This is a genomic window from Nocardia sp. NPDC046473, from assembly GCF_040645995.1.
Taxonomy (GTDB): domain Bacteria; phylum Actinomycetota; class Actinomycetes; order Mycobacteriales; family Mycobacteriaceae; genus Nocardia.
In genome coordinates this window covers 494,603-509,225 of sequence record NZ_JBEYZJ010000001.1, presented here as the reverse complement: position 1 = coordinate 509,225, position 14,623 = coordinate 494,603, and the positions used below count along the sequence as shown (strand labels likewise).

General features: G+C 67.6%; 13 protein-coding genes and 1 riboswitch. Of the genes, 2 read left to right on the top strand and 11 right to left on the bottom strand.

Going from position 1 to position 14,623, the window contains the following annotated elements:
* Window positions 1-119: 119 nt before the first annotated feature.
* From ABZ942_RS02400 to ABZ942_RS02370, 7 genes are all read right to left on the bottom strand, one after another.
* Window positions 120-1,181, bottom strand: coding sequence for a PHP domain-containing protein (locus ABZ942_RS02400; protein WP_357378242.1), 1,062 nt, complete (start codon window positions 1,179-1,181; stop codon window positions 120-122).
* A 5-nt stretch (window positions 1,182-1,186) separates the two neighbouring features.
* Window positions 1,187-1,768, bottom strand: coding sequence for a dihydrofolate reductase family protein (locus ABZ942_RS02395; protein WP_357378240.1), 582 nt, complete (start codon window positions 1,766-1,768; stop codon window positions 1,187-1,189).
* A 64-nt stretch (window positions 1,769-1,832) separates the two neighbouring features.
* Complete coding sequence (gene mutM, locus ABZ942_RS02390) at window positions 1,833-2,693, bottom strand: bifunctional DNA-formamidopyrimidine glycosylase/DNA-(apurinic or apyrimidinic site) lyase (RefSeq protein WP_357378238.1); 861 nt, start codon at window positions 2,691-2,693, stop codon at window positions 1,833-1,835.
* Between the two features lie 2 nt (window positions 2,694-2,695).
* On the bottom strand, window positions 2,696-3,409 hold the full coding sequence (gene rnc, locus ABZ942_RS02385; RefSeq protein WP_357378236.1) for a ribonuclease III: 714 nt from the start codon (window positions 3,407-3,409) through the stop codon (window positions 2,696-2,698).
* A 99-nt stretch (window positions 3,410-3,508) separates the two neighbouring features.
* Window positions 3,509-3,691, bottom strand: coding sequence for a 50S ribosomal protein L32 (rpmF, locus tag ABZ942_RS02380; RefSeq protein ID WP_014987105.1), 183 nt, complete (start codon window positions 3,689-3,691; stop codon window positions 3,509-3,511).
* A 2-nt stretch (window positions 3,692-3,693) separates the two neighbouring features.
* On the bottom strand, window positions 3,694-4,362 hold the full coding sequence (locus ABZ942_RS02375; RefSeq protein ID WP_357378234.1) for a DUF177 domain-containing protein: 669 nt from the start codon (window positions 4,360-4,362) through the stop codon (window positions 3,694-3,696).
* Window positions 4,363-4,523: 161 nt separating this feature from the next.
* On the bottom strand, window positions 4,524-5,270 hold the full coding sequence (locus ABZ942_RS02370; RefSeq protein WP_357378232.1) for a DivIVA domain-containing protein: 747 nt from the start codon (window positions 5,268-5,270) through the stop codon (window positions 4,524-4,526).
* 422 nt (window positions 5,271-5,692) lie between these two features.
* Here ABZ942_RS02370 and ABZ942_RS02365 point away from each other — a divergent pair, with 422 nt between their 5' ends.
* Window positions 5,693-6,157: a GtrA family protein gene (locus ABZ942_RS02365; RefSeq protein ID WP_357378230.1), complete on the top strand. Its 465-nt coding sequence runs from the start codon at window positions 5,693-5,695 to the stop codon at window positions 6,155-6,157.
* 70 nt (window positions 6,158-6,227) lie between these two features.
* Here the strand turns inward: ABZ942_RS02365 and coaD are convergent, their stop codons facing one another.
* The 4 genes from coaD to ABZ942_RS02345 all read right to left on the bottom strand — a co-directional run bounded on the left by coaD (window position 6,228) and on the right by ABZ942_RS02345 (window position 11,707).
* Window positions 6,228-6,713, bottom strand: a complete 486-nt coding sequence (gene coaD, locus ABZ942_RS02360) for a pantetheine-phosphate adenylyltransferase (RefSeq protein ID WP_357378228.1) — start codon at window positions 6,711-6,713, stop codon at window positions 6,228-6,230.
* A 59-nt stretch (window positions 6,714-6,772) separates the two neighbouring features.
* Window positions 6,773-7,324 (bottom strand): 16S rRNA (guanine(966)-N(2))-methyltransferase RsmD, encoded by a 552-nt coding sequence (gene rsmD / locus ABZ942_RS02355; RefSeq protein ID WP_357378226.1) that lies wholly within the window; start codon window positions 7,322-7,324, stop codon window positions 6,773-6,775.
* A complete protein-coding gene (locus ABZ942_RS02350; protein ID WP_357378224.1) occupies window positions 7,321-10,719 on the bottom strand; it encodes a pyruvate carboxylase in 3,399 nt (1,132 codons plus the stop codon). Before ABZ942_RS02350 ends, rsmD begins: the two co-directional genes overlap by 4 nt.
* A 115-nt stretch (window positions 10,720-10,834) precedes the next feature.
* Window positions 10,835-11,707 carry a glycosyltransferase family A protein gene (locus tag ABZ942_RS02345; protein WP_357378222.1) on the bottom strand — a complete coding sequence of 291 codons (873 nt, stop codon included), beginning with the start codon at window positions 11,705-11,707 and terminating at the stop codon, window positions 10,835-10,837.
* A gap of 301 nt (window positions 11,708-12,008) precedes the next feature.
* Window positions 12,009-12,149: riboswitch (cobalamin riboswitch) on the top strand.
* Between the two features lie 173 nt (window positions 12,150-12,322).
* Here ABZ942_RS02345 and metE point away from each other — a divergent pair.
* The gene (gene metE, locus ABZ942_RS02340) at window positions 12,323-14,590 is read left to right on the top strand and encodes a 5-methyltetrahydropteroyltriglutamate--homocysteine S-methyltransferase (RefSeq protein WP_357378220.1); all 2,268 of its coding nucleotides are present in this window, start codon (window positions 12,323-12,325) and stop codon (window positions 14,588-14,590) included.
* Window positions 14,591-14,623 lie beyond the last annotated feature (33 nt).

Genomic DNA, 14,623 nt, shown 5'->3' with positions numbered 1-14,623 from the left:
AAATCGCCCAACGGTTGATCCACCCCCACAAAGATCTGTACTGGCAACCAGTTTCAGCCGCGATCGACCGATATCTCCGGAACGGCAGAACTATTCGGCAACATTTAACCCGACGGCCATCACGCCCCGGGCGACTCCGTCCAGGCCAGCAGATCGGCCAGCGGCCAGGTGTTGATAACCCGTTCGGCCGCAACACCATTCGCCAGGGCGCGTTCGCAACCGTAGCCCTGCCAGTCCAATTGGCCGGGTGCGTGCGCGTCGGTGTCGATGGAGAAGTAACAGTCCATCTCGACCGCGAGTTGGATCAGCCGGGCGGGCGGGTCGCGGCGTTCCGGTCTGCTGTTGATCTCGACGGCGGTGCCGTAGGTGCGGCACGCCTCGAACACCATCTCCGCGTCGAAACTCGACTCGGGGCGGGTGCCGCGGCCGCCCTCGACGAGCCGTCCGGTGCAGTGGCCGAGAACGTCGACGTTGGGGTTGGCCACCGCGTAGACCATCCGTTTGGTCATCGTCGCGCTGTCCGCGCGCAGGTGCGAGTGCACGCTGGCCACCACGATGTCGAGTTCGGCGAGCAGATCGGCCTGCTGATCGAGGGTGCCGTCGTCGAGGATGTCGACCTCGATGCCGGTGAGGATGCGGAACGGCGCGAGGCGGTCGTTGAGTTCGGCAACCACGTCGAGTTGCTTCCGCAGCCGACCTGCGGACAGGCCGTTAGCGACCGTGAGGCGCGGCGAGTGATCGGTGAGCGCGCAGTATTCGTGCCCCAGGGCCGCCGCGACACCCATCATCTCCGCGATCGGGCTGCCACCATCGGACCAGTCCGAGTGGGTATGCAGATCGCCGCGCAGCTGAGCACGCAGCGGCTTACCCGGCACACCGATCGGCTTCGCCGCGTTGCGCAGGTCCAGCAGCTGTTGCGGCACCACTCCGGCGTAGGACTGTTCGATCACGCCCGCGGTCTTCGGCCCGATCCCGGCGATATCGCGCCAGCTGTGCGCGGCCCGATGCGCCGCGCGGTCCTCATCCGACAGCTCCGCGACGATATCGGCGGCCCGGCGGTACGCCTTGACCCGATACGTTTCGGCCCGCGAGCGTTCCAGCCAGAAGCCGATCTCGCGAAGCACCTCCACCGGACCCGGCGTGCTCGTCGGGTCCGCGGCGATCGAATCGTCCTCCGCCACAGCGGTTAACGAATCCTGCTGTACTTCATGAAGGCCACTCCGTCCTCGAACACCCGGCTGGTGATCACCCGGAACTTGGCCGCATCGGGCAGCCGCGGACCCGAGCCGAACAGCGACCTGCCGCGGCCGAGCAGCACCGGGTACAGCTTGAGGAAGATCTGATCGATCTCCGGCAGCAATTCCTGCGCCAGCTCACCACCGCCGCAGAGCCAGATCCCGAGACCGTTGTCGCGCTTGAGTTCTCGCACCTTCGCCAGCGGGTCGGCGGCGATCAGCTCGACGTCGGGATCGGGGTTCTCCGGCAGCGTGGTGGACACCACGTACTGCTTCAGATGCGCGTACGGGCTCGACGTGCCGGTGCGCACGCCGAAGTCGTGCGTCTTGCGGCCCATCAGCACGGTGTCGAAGTAGCGGTTGCGCTTGTCGATGCCGATCGACTCGCGCACCTTGGTCGGCAGCGTCTCCGGATATTGCGCGGTGATCGCAGGCCCATGGTCGCCACCGACCGGGAAGAAATCGACCGATCCGTCCTCGGTGGCGATGTATCCGTCGATGGTCGACGCTACGTAATACGTGAGCTTGCGCATGTTTCCTTCCTCCACGGCCGGACCGACTTCCCGAACCGCCTACTAGAAAGGTAGCTCGCGTCCGCTAACGAGGGCGAGGCTTCGGCTGGCACCGCGGGCAAGAATACGAGGAACGATTCATGAACTTTTCCCGCTGGATCGGGGCGCCGCAGCGACGGCACGGCTCGTCCTCGCGGCCGTAGACGGCGAGCGAGCGTTCGAAGTAACCGGATTCGCCGTTGACGTTCACGTACAGCGCGTCGAATGACGTGCCACCGGCCGTGAGCGCCTCCCCCATGACCGCGCCGACATCGTCGAGCAATCCACGGATGGCAGGGCGGGACAACCCGGAGGCGAGGCGGGCGCCGTGCAGCTTTGCGCGCCACAGGGATTCGTCGGCGTAGATGTTGCCGATGCCGGAGATGACGCTCTGATCGAGCAGCACGCGTTTGATCTCGGTCTGCTTGGCGCGCACCGCGGCGACCACGGATTCGGCGTCGAAGAGCGGATCCAGTGGGTCGCGGGCGATGTGCGCGACGGGTTCGGGCACCCGGGTGCCGTTCACCTCGACCAGCGGGGCGAGCGCCCAGCCGCCGAAGGTGCGTTGGTCGACGAAGCGCAGTTGTGTGCCGTCGCCGAGGGTGGCCCGGATGTGCGCGTGCTTCTCCAGCGGTGCGTCGGCGGGTTGCACGAGCATCTGCCCGCTCATGCCGAGATGCACGACGAGCGCGGTATCCGGCTCGTCGAAGGTGAGCCAGAGATATTTGCCGCGCCGCTCGGCGGACTCGACCTTCAGGCCGGTCAGCCGCGCGGCGAGATCGGCGGCGCCCTCCAGGTGGCGGCGCACCGAGCGGGGATGGGTGATCGCGACCGATTCGATGACGCGACCGACCACGTGCTCGGCGACGCCGCGCCGGACGACCTCTACCTCGGGAAGTTCTGGCACGATCAGGATTCGGCGGTCAGCGCCTGGTAGGCGGTGCCCGCGGCCTTCTGCTCGGCTTCCTTCTTCGAGCGACCGACGCCCTGCCCGTAGGCCCGGCCGCCGACCACGGTGGTCGCGGTGAATTCCTTGTCGTGATCGGGACCGGTCGAGGTGATCTCGTAGCTGGGCACGCCGAGACCGCGTTCGGCGGTGAGTTCCTGCAGGCTGGTCTTCCAGTCGAGGCCGGCCCCCATCCGGGGACCGCGCTCGAGCAGGTCGGCGAACAAACGCAGCACCACCTCACGCGCGACGTCGATGCCGTGCTCCAGGTGCACCGCACCGAGCAGCGACTCCATGCCGTCGGCAAGGATGCTCGGCTTGTCCCGGCCGCCGGTGAGCTCTTCGCCCTTGCCGAGCAACAGGTGTACGCCGAGACCGCCCTCGCCGAGCTGACGCGCCACCTCGGCGAGCGCGTGCATATTGACCACGCTCGCGCGCAGCTTGGCCAGTTCGCCCTCGGACTTGTCCGGGTGCTCGTGGTAAAGCCGCTCGGTGATGCTCAGACCGAGGACCGAGTCGCCGAGAAATTCCAGGCGCTCGTTGGTCGGCAGGCCGCCGTTCTCATATGCGTACGACCGGTGCGTCAGCGCCAGGCGCAGCAGATCCGGCTGCACCTCGACGCCGAGCGCCGCGAGCAAGCTCGCGTGTCCACCGGACGAGTCGGGTTCGTCGGTCACAGCTGCACCTCGCCAGCGCTCGGTTCCGCCGCGACCGGCGGTGCTGCGTCTTCGGTTCCTTCGCTGCGCTCAGTCACGTCTATACGACAGGTTGAACTGTTAGACAGCTGCTGTGACCTGACGGCCCTTGTACGTGCCGCAGGAGGGGCACGCGATGTGCGGCAGGGTCTTCTCGCCGCAGGCGCGGTTCGGGCAGGTGATCAGGGTCGGCGCGGTGGCCTTCCACTGGCTGCGCCGCGACCTGGTGTTGGAACGGGACATCCGGCGCTTGGGAACGGCCACGACTACTTCTCCTCTGTCATATTGCTTGCCATTTCGGCTGACTGGTCTGCTGCTGTGGCCGCACCCTGGTCGGGGCTGCCGTTGCCGGGCGATGCAGTGGCGAATTTCGCCAGCCCGGCCCAGCGAGGGTCAAGTATCTCATGCGAGTGCTCGGATCCCGCAATCGCCATCCGGACGCCACATTCCGCGCACAGTCCGGCGCAGTCGGGCGAGCACAGCGGCTGCAGCGGAAGCTCGATGCCGATCGCGTCGATGATCACCGGTTCGAGGTCGATGGTGTCGTCGATCATGCGGTAGGCATCGTCGTCGTCGGTGGTCTGCTCGGTGGTGCTGTCCGGGTAGGCGAACAGCTCGGTGAGGTGCAGGTTCACCTTGTCGGTGAACGGCTCGAGGCAGCGCGAGCACTCACCCTCGATCGGCGCGGCCACCGTTCCGGTGACCAGCACGCCCTCGGACACCGCCTGCAGCCGCAGGTCGAGCTCGATCTCGGCACCGACCGGCACACCGACCAGGTCGAGGCCGATGCGGTCGACGGTGGTGATCGTGCGCTGGAGTTCACGCATCGTCCCGGCCCGGCGGCCGAGACTGCGGACGTCCAGCACGAAGGCCGCGTCGGGCTCTCGGCGCGTGGCCGAGCTCTGACGCGGAGCGGAACTGGAACCGGCGGACATCACGAACTCACTTCACTTTCGAGGGGATGGGCAACCACACCACGATACGCGAGGGTTCGCATCGACCCAAATGCAGCAGCCGCACGCTCCGTGACCTCCGGCACCGGGAATCGCACCGCGAAACGCGGGCGCGAAATCAAGGAGCGTGCGGCTGGCTGGGGTTAGCGGCGGTAGTCGGCGGCGTAGTCGGGGGCGCCCGCGCCGGAGCGGAGTTGGTGGCGGCCGCGGCCGACGGCGCGCAGGGTATTGCTCAGGGTCTCCTCGAAGTCGGCCAGCTTGGAGTCGACGTAGACGTCGCATTCCTCGCGCATCCGATCGGACTCGCTGTGCGCGGCGTCGATCACCCGGGCAGATTCGGCGTGCGCGGCCCGCACCACCTCGGTCTGTGCGACCAGGCGGTCCCGCTCGGCCTCGCCCTCGGCGACCGATCGATCGTAGGAAGCCTTGCCCGCGTCGATCATTCGCTCGGATTCCAGCCGGGCCCGGCCGGTGACGGCCTCGAATTCGGCGTTGCCGTCGGCGACGACCCGGTCGGCCTCGGCCTGGGCGGTGTTGACGAGGTGGTCGGCGTGCGCGCTCGCCTCGGCGACCATGCGGTCGGCGTGCGCCTTGGCGTCGGCGAGGATGCGGTCGGCCTCCTCGCGGGCCGAGCCGATGGTGTGACCGGCCTGCTCGTTGGCGCTGGTCACCGTGATCTCGGCGGCCGAGCGGGCATCCGAGACGATCTTGTCTCTGATGTCGAGCACGTCCTGGGCATCGTCGAGCTCGCCCGGCAGTGCGTCACGCACGTCGTCGAGCAGTTCCAGCACGTCGCCGCGCGGCACGATGCAGCTGCGGGTCGGCGGGATGCCACGCGCCTCCTCGACGATGGCGACCAGCTCGTCGAGGGCTTCGAATACGCGGTACATGCTGACTACCCCACTCTCCTACGACTCAATGGCGAACTGTCCGCCGAGCCCCAGTGTGCCCCTCATCACGGCCTGTGCCGAGTCACCCTCCGGTGTGTCGTCACAGTGTCTTGTACGCCACACAAATCAAGTGGAGGATCTCCCTCCACTTCGTGTTATCGTCAATAGGAAGATCGACAAGGTCTTCATCCCGAGCGCGGCCCCCACCGGGACTGCGGGATTGAGGAAGCCAGAGGGAAGGGCTACCCGGTCCGCCGAGTGTTGACAGATTCCGACTGAACGAGCGGGACCTATCAAGAGTCGGCGGGAAGGAAGCGATCACCGTCGCTGTTGTCCGCACCGAAGGCTTGAGTTCGATCGGAAACGCCATGACTGTTCTGGATCTACAGAGATCGGCAGGAGTTAGCACCACCAGCTACTTCATGCCGTGGGTAGGCCCGTACCCGGTGCTGAAGACCGTGCCGATGTCGGTCCGGTTCGAGCAGTTGATGGCCTACCTGCGCGGCGACCGCGCCTTCGCCCAGCTGATCCGGTTCGCGCTGGTCGGTGGGTCCAGCAATATCGCCTACGTGCTGCTGTTCTTCGCCATGCACGGCATCGGCCCGCTGATGGCCAACGTGGTCGGCTCGATCGTCAGCACCGTGATCGCGAACGAGCTGCACCGCCAGCTCACCTTCCACGCCAGCGGCCGCGTCGGCTGGTTCACCGCACAGTGGGAAGGCGGCGGCCTGGCACTGGTCGGCCTCGCCATCACCACCGCGGGACTGGCGGCGCTGGATGTCTGGGCCCCGACCATCGGCGGCGCCGCGGAGGCAACGGCCATCCTAGGCATCACCGCAGTCGTCGGCGGCATGCGCTTCTTGGCCCTGCGCGGTTTGGTCTTCTGAATCTCGTCGAGTGAGGGGAATCAGCCCCGGTCCCAAAGCTTTTGGGACCGGGGCTGATTTGCGCTCGGGACTAGCTCTGGCGTTCGGCCAGGCGGGCGAGCAGGCGCTTGTGCACGGACGGGGGCAGCATGTCGGTGACGTCGCCACCGAAGGTCGCCACCTCCTTGACCAGCGAGCTGGACAGGAAGCTGAAGGCCGGGTTGGAGGCGATGAAGAAGGTCTCGACACCGGAGAGCTTCTTGTTCATCTGGGCCATCTGCAGCTCGTAGCCGAAGTCGGTCGCGTCGCGCAGACCCTTCACGATGGCCGTGACGCCCTGCTCCTTGGCGAAGTCCACCAGCAGGCCGTACCACGACTCCACTCGGACGTTGGGCAGGTGGGCGGTCGACTCGCGCAGCATCTCGATGCGCTCGTCGATGCTGAACATGCCCTGCTTGTTCTTGTTGATCGAGACGGTGACGACGACCTCGTCGAACTGAGCCGCTGCCCGCGCGAAGACGTCGATGTGTCCGTTGGTCACCGGGTCGAAGGACCCGGGGCACAGTGCTCCTGCCATGGTCAGACGCTATCGTGCGGGCGGGTCACGCGGCACGGAGGGTGCTCGAAACCACACGGTCAGTCGAAAGTCGCCATCTCGATGCGTGTTTCGCCGTACTTGCGCGGCTTCATCGCCGAATAGCCCGCAGGCCATTCGATTTCCGGCGATCGGCGTGCCCGCTCGACGACGACGAGGGCGTCCGGACGGAGCCAACCATCGGCCAGCGTCCGCAAGTCATCGAGTACCGCGTCGATCTCGACCGCGTAGGGCGGATCGGACAGGACCAGGTCGAATTCGCCTGCGCCGCCCAGTGCCAGCACACTCGCCACGGTCGCGACGCGCAGCTCCGCGCCGGGCAGCCCGACATCGGCGATGTTGCCGCGGACGACCTCGGCGGCCTTGCGATCGGCTTCGACGAGCAGTGCGTGGGCGGCGCCGCGGGACAACGCCTCCAAGCCGAGCGCGCCCGAGCCCGCGTACAGGTCGAGCACCCGGATGCCATCGAAGTCGATCCGCGCGTCGAGCGCGCTGAACACGGCTTCCCGGACCCGGTCCGAGGTCGGACGGGTCCCGGCGGGCGGCACCCGCAGCCGCCGCCCGCCTGCCGTTCCGGCGACGATCCGGGTCATTCGGACTCGCGCACGGCGAGCTCGATCAACAGGTCGCCGCCCTCGACCTGCTGCACCTGGCCGATCGCGACCCGGCCGACGGTGCCCGCCCGCGGCGCGGTGATCGCGGCCTCCATCTTCATCGCCTCGATGGTGCCGACGGTATCGCCCGCGGCGATCGAATCGCCCTCGGACACGGCCAAGGTCACCACGCCGGCGAACGGTGCGGCGATGTGACCGGCGTTGCCCTTGTCCGCCTTCTCCGCGGCGGGGATGTCGCTGGCGATGGAACGGTCGCGGACGGCGACGGGACGCAGCTGGCCGTTGAGGATGCACATGACCGTGCGCATGCCGCGCTCGTCGGGCTCGGAGATGGCTTCGAGGCCGATGAGCAGGACAACGCCCGGTTCGAGTTGGACGCGGTGTTCCTCGCCGTGGCGCAGGCCGTAGAAGAACTGGTTCGCCGACAGGCCCATGGTGTCGCCGTACTTCTCGCGGTGGGCGTTGAATTCGGCGGTGGGCGCGGGGAACAGCAGTCGGTTCAGGGTGGCGCGGCGTTCGGCGGAGGTGCCTGCCAAGCCTGCCTCGTCGGCTGCGGTGAGCGGCGTCTCCGGCTTGGCCGCACCGCGTCCGGCCAGTGCGCGGCTGCGGAAGGGTTCGGGCCAGCCACCGGCCGGCGTGCCGAGTTCGCCACGCAGGAAACCGATTACCGAGTCGGGGATGTCGTAGCGGCCCGGGTCGGCGGCGAAGTCTTCGATGTCGACGCCGGTGCCGACCAGGGCGAGCGCGAGGTCGCCGACGACCTTGGAGGACGGGGTAACCTTGATCAGGCGGCCCAGGAGTCGGTCTGCGGCAGCGTATTTCGCTTCGACTTCCTCGAACCGGTCACCCAGGCCCAGTGCGATGGCCTGCTGGCGCAGGTTCGAGAGTTGGCCGCCGGGGATCTCGTGCGTGTAGACGCGTCCGGTCGGGGCCGGGAGCCCGGACTCGAAGGGCTTGTACACCTTTCGCAGCGCTTCCCAGTACGGCTCGAGGTCGCAGACGTTCTGCAGGTTCAGTCCGGTGTCGTGCTCGCTGTGCGCCGCGGCGGCGACGATCGCGGAAAGCGCAGGCTGGCTGGTGGTTCCGGCCATCGCGGCACTCGCACCGTCGACAGCGTCGGCACCGGCCTGCCAGGCGGCCAGATAGGTCGCCAACTGCCCGCCGGGGGTGTCGTGGGTGTGCACGTGGACCGGGAGGTCGAAGTTGCTGCGCAACGCGGTTACCAGAGTGGCGGCGGCGGGGGCGCGCAGCAGCCCGGCCATGTCCTTGATCGCCAGGATGTGCGCGCCGGCGTCGACCATCTGCTCGGCGAGCTTGAGGTAATAGTCCAGGGTGTAGAGGGTTTCGTCCGGGTTGGACAGGTCCCCGGTGTAGCTCATCGCGACTTCGGCGATGGCGGTACCGGTTTCCCGCACCGCATCGATCGCCGGGCGCATCTGATCAACGTTGTTGAGCGCGTCGAAGATCCGGAAAATATCGATACCGGTCGCGGTGGCCTCGGACACGAACGCCCGCGTCACCTGCTCCGGATACGGCGTGTAGCCCACGGTATTGCGGCCACGCAGCAGCATCTGCAGACAGATGTTCGGCACGGCCGCGCGCAAGGCCGCCAACCGCTCCCACGGGTCCTCGTACAGAAAGCGCAGCGCCACATCGTAAGTCGCCCCGCCCCACGCCTCGATCGACAGCAGTTCGGGAGTCAGTCGGGCCACGTGCCCGGCGACACCGAGCAGGCCGTTGGTGCGCACGCGAGTGGCCAGCAGGGACTGGTGCGCGTCCCGGAAGGTGGTATCGGTGACGCCGACTGCCTGCTGCGCGCGCAACGCCTGCGCGAAACCCTCGGGCCCCAGCTGCAACAGCCGCTGCCGAGAGCCGTCCGGCGGCGGCACCGACAGATCGATCGCGGGCAGCTTGTCGTGCGGATAGACCTTCGTCGGCCGCTCGCCGTGCGGCTTGTTCACCGTGACGTCGGCCAGATAGGTCAGGATCTTGGTGCCGCGATCCGCCGACCCACGTTGGTTGAGCAGCTCCGGACGCTCATCGATGAAGGACGTGGTGACCCGCCCCGCCTTGAAGTCCGGGTCGTCCAGCACCGCGAGCAGGAACGGAATGTTGGTGGTAACGCCACGAATTCGGAACTCGGCGAGCGCCCGCTGCGCCCGTGCGACCGCCGCGCCGAAGTCGCGGCCGCGGCAGGTGAGCTTCACCAGCATCGAGTCGAAGTAGGCGCCGATCTCCGCGCCGAGGTTGGCGCCGCCGTCGAGCCGGATGCCCGCACCGCCCGGCGTGCGGTAGGCGGTGATGCGGCCGGTGTCGGGCCGGAAGCCGTTGTTCGGGTCCTCGGTGGTGATCCGGCACTGCATCGCGGCACCGCGGATGCTGACCGTCTCCTGACTGAGCCCGAGCTGTTCAAGGGTCTCCCCCGCCGCGATCCGCAGCTGCGACTGCACCAGGTCGACGTCGGTGATCTCCTCGGTCACCGTGTGCTCGACCTGAATACGCGGGTTCATCTCGATGAAGACGTGCTTGCCGCGCTCGTCGAGCAGGAACTCGACGGTGCCCGCGCAGCTGTAGCCGATCTCCTTGGCGAAGGCCACCGCGTCGGCGCAAATGCGGTCGCGCAGTTCGGGATCCAGGTTCGGCGCGGGCGCGAGCTCGATCACCTTCTGGTGCCTGCGCTGCACCGAGCAGTCGCGTTCGAACAGGTGCATCACGTTGCCGTGCTGGTCGGCCAGGATCTGCACCTCGATGTGGCGCGGGTTCACCACGGCCTGCTCGAGGAACACGGTCGGATCGCCGAAGGCCGACTCGGCCTCGCGCGACGCGGCCTCGATGGACTCGCGCAGGTGCTCGGCATCGGCCACCCGGCGCATGCCGCGCCCGCCGCCGCCGGCCACCGCCTTGACGAAGATCGGGTAGTCCAGCTCCTGCGACGCGGCGAGCAGCTCGTCCACGTCCGCGGACGGCGCGCTGGAGCGCAGCACCGGCAGCCCTGCGGCCTTGGCGGCGGCGATGGCCCTGGCCTTGTTACCCGCCAGCTCGAGCACCTCGGCGGACGGGCCGATGAAGGTGATGCCCTCGCGTGCGCAGGCCGCGGCCAGGTCCGGATTCTCGGACAGGAAGCCGTAGCCGGGGTAGACGGCGTCGGCGCCGGCCGACTTGGCCGCGTCGACAATGGCGTCGATCGACAGATACGCCCGGACCGGGTGACCCTGTTCACCGATCTGGTAGGACTCGGCCGCCTTCATCCGATGGACCGAATTGCGGTCCTCGTACGGGAAGACCGCTACCGTCCCCACGCCGAGCTCGTAGGCCGCGCGGAAGGCCCTGATGGCGATCTCGCCGCGGTTGGCAACCAGAACTTTCGTGAACATCCGCCTAAGGTACCCGGACTCCGCCTCCTCACAGACACGGAAGGGGGCTTCGCAAGCATCTTCACAACCCGGGCTAGCACCGTTGTGAAGATCCGAGCCCCGCGACGTCACATCGTCAGATCCAGTGCATCGTGCGATACCGGAACCCGCCCCGGAACTGACCTACGGCGAGGCCGATCATCAATCCGCGTTCTTCCGCGACTAATCCGCGAGTAAAGGGCAGCCGAATCATCCGTAACAAAACTTCAGGCAGATGAATTTCGGGTAAACCATTCTTTGGGAATTCGCCGTTCAGGCGCGCAAGGCCGAGGCCTCTGCTGCGGCCCTGTCGATAGCCGGGTCGAAAGCCATGGCGATACCGATAGGCGACCAGGGCCTCGGCCAGATAGCCGAGGCGGTATCCCTCCCGATGAGCCCGCCAGCCGAATTCGAGATCCTCGTTGGCGGTATAGCTGGCGTCCTGTCCGCCGAGCTTCCGATAGACCTCCGCGCGGCACGCCATGCTCGTGCCGACGATCACAGGAGCATAAACGCCGGGCGGCTGGAATTGGTCCGGTGCCGGGATGTTGGCGACCAGGCGCGGGTGGTCCGCGTTGAGCGAATCGCCTTCGATCGCAGAACAAGTCAGGTCGTAGCCCTCGTCCAGGAACTCGACCATGCGACTGACCCAGCTCGGGTACGCACGGTCGTCGTGATCACAGAACAGTAACACCTCGCCCGTGGCACTACCAGCCCCGACATTTCGGGCAAATGCGGCACCGGACCTGCCGGACGCGTCGACGTACTGGAGCTTCAGTCGATCCCGGACCTGGTGGTTTTCGATATGGATGCGCACGTCTACCGGTGAGCCGTTGTCGGCTATGACAACGTCGAATTCCCCCGGATAATCCTGACGCGTCAAGGCGTCCAGCTGTATATCGAGCAGATCACGGCCCTCGGCCGTCTCCACATATGTTGGAATGACGATCGATACCGACCGTTCAGTCACCACAAGCACTCCTGCTATCGAACCCCGCGCCGAAGCCTCCCCCAGAGGATGACAACTTTAGACATATTCCGGAAAGCTGGGCTACACCCGATTTCCGTGGGGTTCCTCACAGACTTGGACAAGCGACCAGACGATGCGGGTCAGCTGATCGAGAACGACCGCCGCGCCGCCCGGTCGCACCGCGCTCTCGTCCCGCGCCCTATGCTGGTGGGTGCAGCTGGTTCACCGCGCGCGTACGAGATGGAGCCCCGTCGTCGCGTTGCGGAGCCGAGTTCGGCCGCCCCGAAAGGGCGGACGGGCGAGAGGGAACCCGGTGGGAATCCGGGACTGTCCCGCAGCGGTAAGCAGGAACGAACGCCGTCACAAGCACTGGGCGCGATACCCGGGAAGCGACGGCCAGTAGGTCGGCCGACGAGGCCGGTGCCTGTGAGTCCGAAGACCTGCCAGCCGTGTCGGATACGCCGTATCCGACGGCCACCGCCTCGTGGATCTGGGCGCGCGGTCTACCAGTACTTGATGCGTCGGGGCTCTGTTCGTCGGATCTCCTGACGTGTCTCCCGGTAGCCGCGCAGCCCGCATGGCGTGGGCCCACGACACCAGCACTGGAGAGACAACGTGACTGTTGTAAATCAGACACCGTTCACCGCAACGGTTCTCGGGCTACCTAGGGTCGGACCGCGGCGTGAGCTCAAGCGGGCCACCGAGGCCTACTGGGCAGGCAAGATCGACGCCGCTCAGCTGCACACGGTCGCACGCGACCTGCGGCACGCCCAACTCGCCGAACTACAGGCGGCAGGCCTGGATTCGATCCCGGTGGGCACCTTCTCGTACTACGACCAGGTACTCGACACCGCCGTCCTGCTCGGCGCGCTGCCGCCGCGGGTGGCCGGGATCGCCGATCCGCTGGACCGCTACTTCGCCGCCGCGCGCGGCAACGACGTAGTCGAACCGCTGGAGATGACCAAGTGGTTCGACACCAATTACCACTACCTCGTGCCGGAAATCGACCAGGACACCGCGTTTTCGCTGAACCCGGCGAAGCTGCTCGACGAGGTGCGCGAGGCGCTCGCGCTCGGCGCGCCCGCTCGCCCCGTAGTGGTCGGTCCGATCACCTTCCTGAAGCTGGCCAAGGCCACCGATGGTGCGGCCCTGGACCGGCTCGCCGAACTCGTCCCGCTGTATCGCGAACTGCTCCGGCTGCTGGCCGAAGCGGGCATCGGCTGGGTGCAGATCGATGAGCCCGCGCTGGTCACCGACCTCACCGAGGCCGAAATCGAGCTGGTGCGAAGCACTTACACCGAGCTCACCGCTTCGGCCGAGCGACCGGCGATCCTGGTGGCGACCTACTTCGGGCACGCCGACGCGGCGCTGAACGCATTGGCGAGCACCGACATCGAGGGCGTCGCGCTCGACTTCACCTCCGGCACCAGCGTTTCCGACGTGGCCGGCGTTCCGGCGCTGGCGAGCAAGCTGCTGGTGGCCGGTGTGGTCGACGGACGCAACGTCTGGCGCGCGGATCTCGACGCCGTGCTCGCCACGCTGGGCACCCTGCTGGGTTCGGCTGCCTCGGTGGCGGTTTCGACCTCCTGCTCGCTGCTGCACGTGCCGTACACGCTGACTGCGGAGACCAAGCTGGACGAGCGGCTGCGGTCGTGGCTGGCCTTCGGCACCGAGAAGGTGGCCGAGGTTCGGCTGCTGGCGATCGCGCTGACCGAGGGCACCGACGCGATCGGCGCCGAATTGGCCGACACCCGTGCGGCATTGGCGGCGCGGCAGGCCGACACCCGGCTGCACGACCCGCAGGTGCGGGCCAGGCTGGCCGAGCTCGGCCCGGACGCGATCCGGCGCGCACCCGCCGAGGAGCGCCGCGCGCTGCAGCAGGAGCAGCTGCAACTGCCGCCGCTGCCGACCACCACCATCGGCTCGTACCCGCAGACCTCGGCGATCCGGTTGGCCAGGTCCGCGTTCAACAAGGGCGAGATCGCTGAGGCGGAGTACATCCGCCGGATGCGCGCCGAGGTCGCCGATGTCATTGCGCTGCAGGAGAAGTTGGGCCTCGACGTGCTGGTGCACGGCGAGCCGGAGCGCAACGACATGGTGCAGTACTTCGCCGAACAGCTCGACGGCTTCGCCGCCACCGAGCTCGGCTGGGTGCAGTCCTACGGTTCCCGCTGCGTGCGGCCGCCGATCCTGTTCGGCGATGTCAAGCGGCCGACGCCGATGACCGTCGACTGGATCAGCTACGCCCAGTCGCTCACCGCGAAGCCGGTCAAGGGCATGCTCACCGGGCCGGTCACCATCCTGGCCTGGTCGTTCGTCCGCGACGACCAGCCGCTCGGCGACTCGGCACGGCAGGTCGCGCTGGCGATCCGGGACGAAACGGTGGATCTGCAGGCCGCGGGCATCCGCGTCATCCAGGTCGACGAGCCCGCGCTGCGCGAGCTGCTGCCGCTGCGCAAGGCCGACCAGCAGGCCTACCTCGACTGGTCGGTGCAGTCGTTCCGACTGGCCACCTCCGGTGTTTCGGACGCCACCCAGGTGCACACCCACCTGTGCTACTCCGAGTTCGGCGAGGTGATCGACGCGATCGCCGGCCTGGACGCCGACGTGACCTCGATCGAGGCGGCACGCTCGCGGATGGAGGTGCTCGACGACCTCAACGCGGCGGGCTTCGACCTAGGCGTCGGGCCGGGCGTCTACGACATCCACTCGCCCCGGGTGCCCAGCGTCGAGGAGATCACCACCTCCTTGCGCGCGGCACTGAAAGCCGTTCCCGCCGAACGACTGTGGGTCAACCCCGACTGCGGGCTGAAGACCCGCGGCCAGGTCGAGGTAGCGGCGTCGCTGCGCAACATGGTCGCCGCCGCGACCGCCGTGCGCTGACCGGCTCGGCCGTTCGCTGACGTTCAGCCCCCT

What these genes read in the sequence shown, in the direction of transcription:
- ABZ942_RS02395 (WP_357378240.1), bottom strand. Translation starts at nt 1,768, where the DNA reads ATGCGCAAGCTCACGTATTACGTAGCGTCGACCATCGACGGATACATC.
- coaD (WP_357378228.1), bottom strand. Translation starts at nt 6,713, where the DNA reads ATGGCAGGAGCACTGTGCCCCGGGTCCTTCGACCCGGTGACCAACGGA.
- ABZ942_RS02375 (WP_357378234.1), bottom strand. Translation starts at nt 4,362, where the DNA reads ATGTCCGCCGGTTCCAGTTCCGCTCCGCGTCAGAGCTCGGCCACGCGC.
- ABZ942_RS02350 (WP_357378224.1), bottom strand. Translation starts at nt 10,719, where the DNA reads ATGTTCACGAAAGTTCTGGTTGCCAACCGCGGCGAGATCGCCATCAGG.
- ABZ942_RS02365 (WP_357378230.1), top strand. Translation starts at nt 5,693, where the DNA reads ATGCCGTGGGTAGGCCCGTACCCGGTGCTGAAGACCGTGCCGATGTCG.
- ABZ942_RS02370 (WP_357378232.1), bottom strand. Translation starts at nt 5,270, where the DNA reads ATGTACCGCGTATTCGAAGCCCTCGACGAGCTGGTCGCCATCGTCGAG.
- rsmD (WP_357378226.1), bottom strand. Translation starts at nt 7,324, where the DNA reads ATGACCCGGATCGTCGCCGGAACGGCAGGCGGGCGGCGGCTGCGGGTG.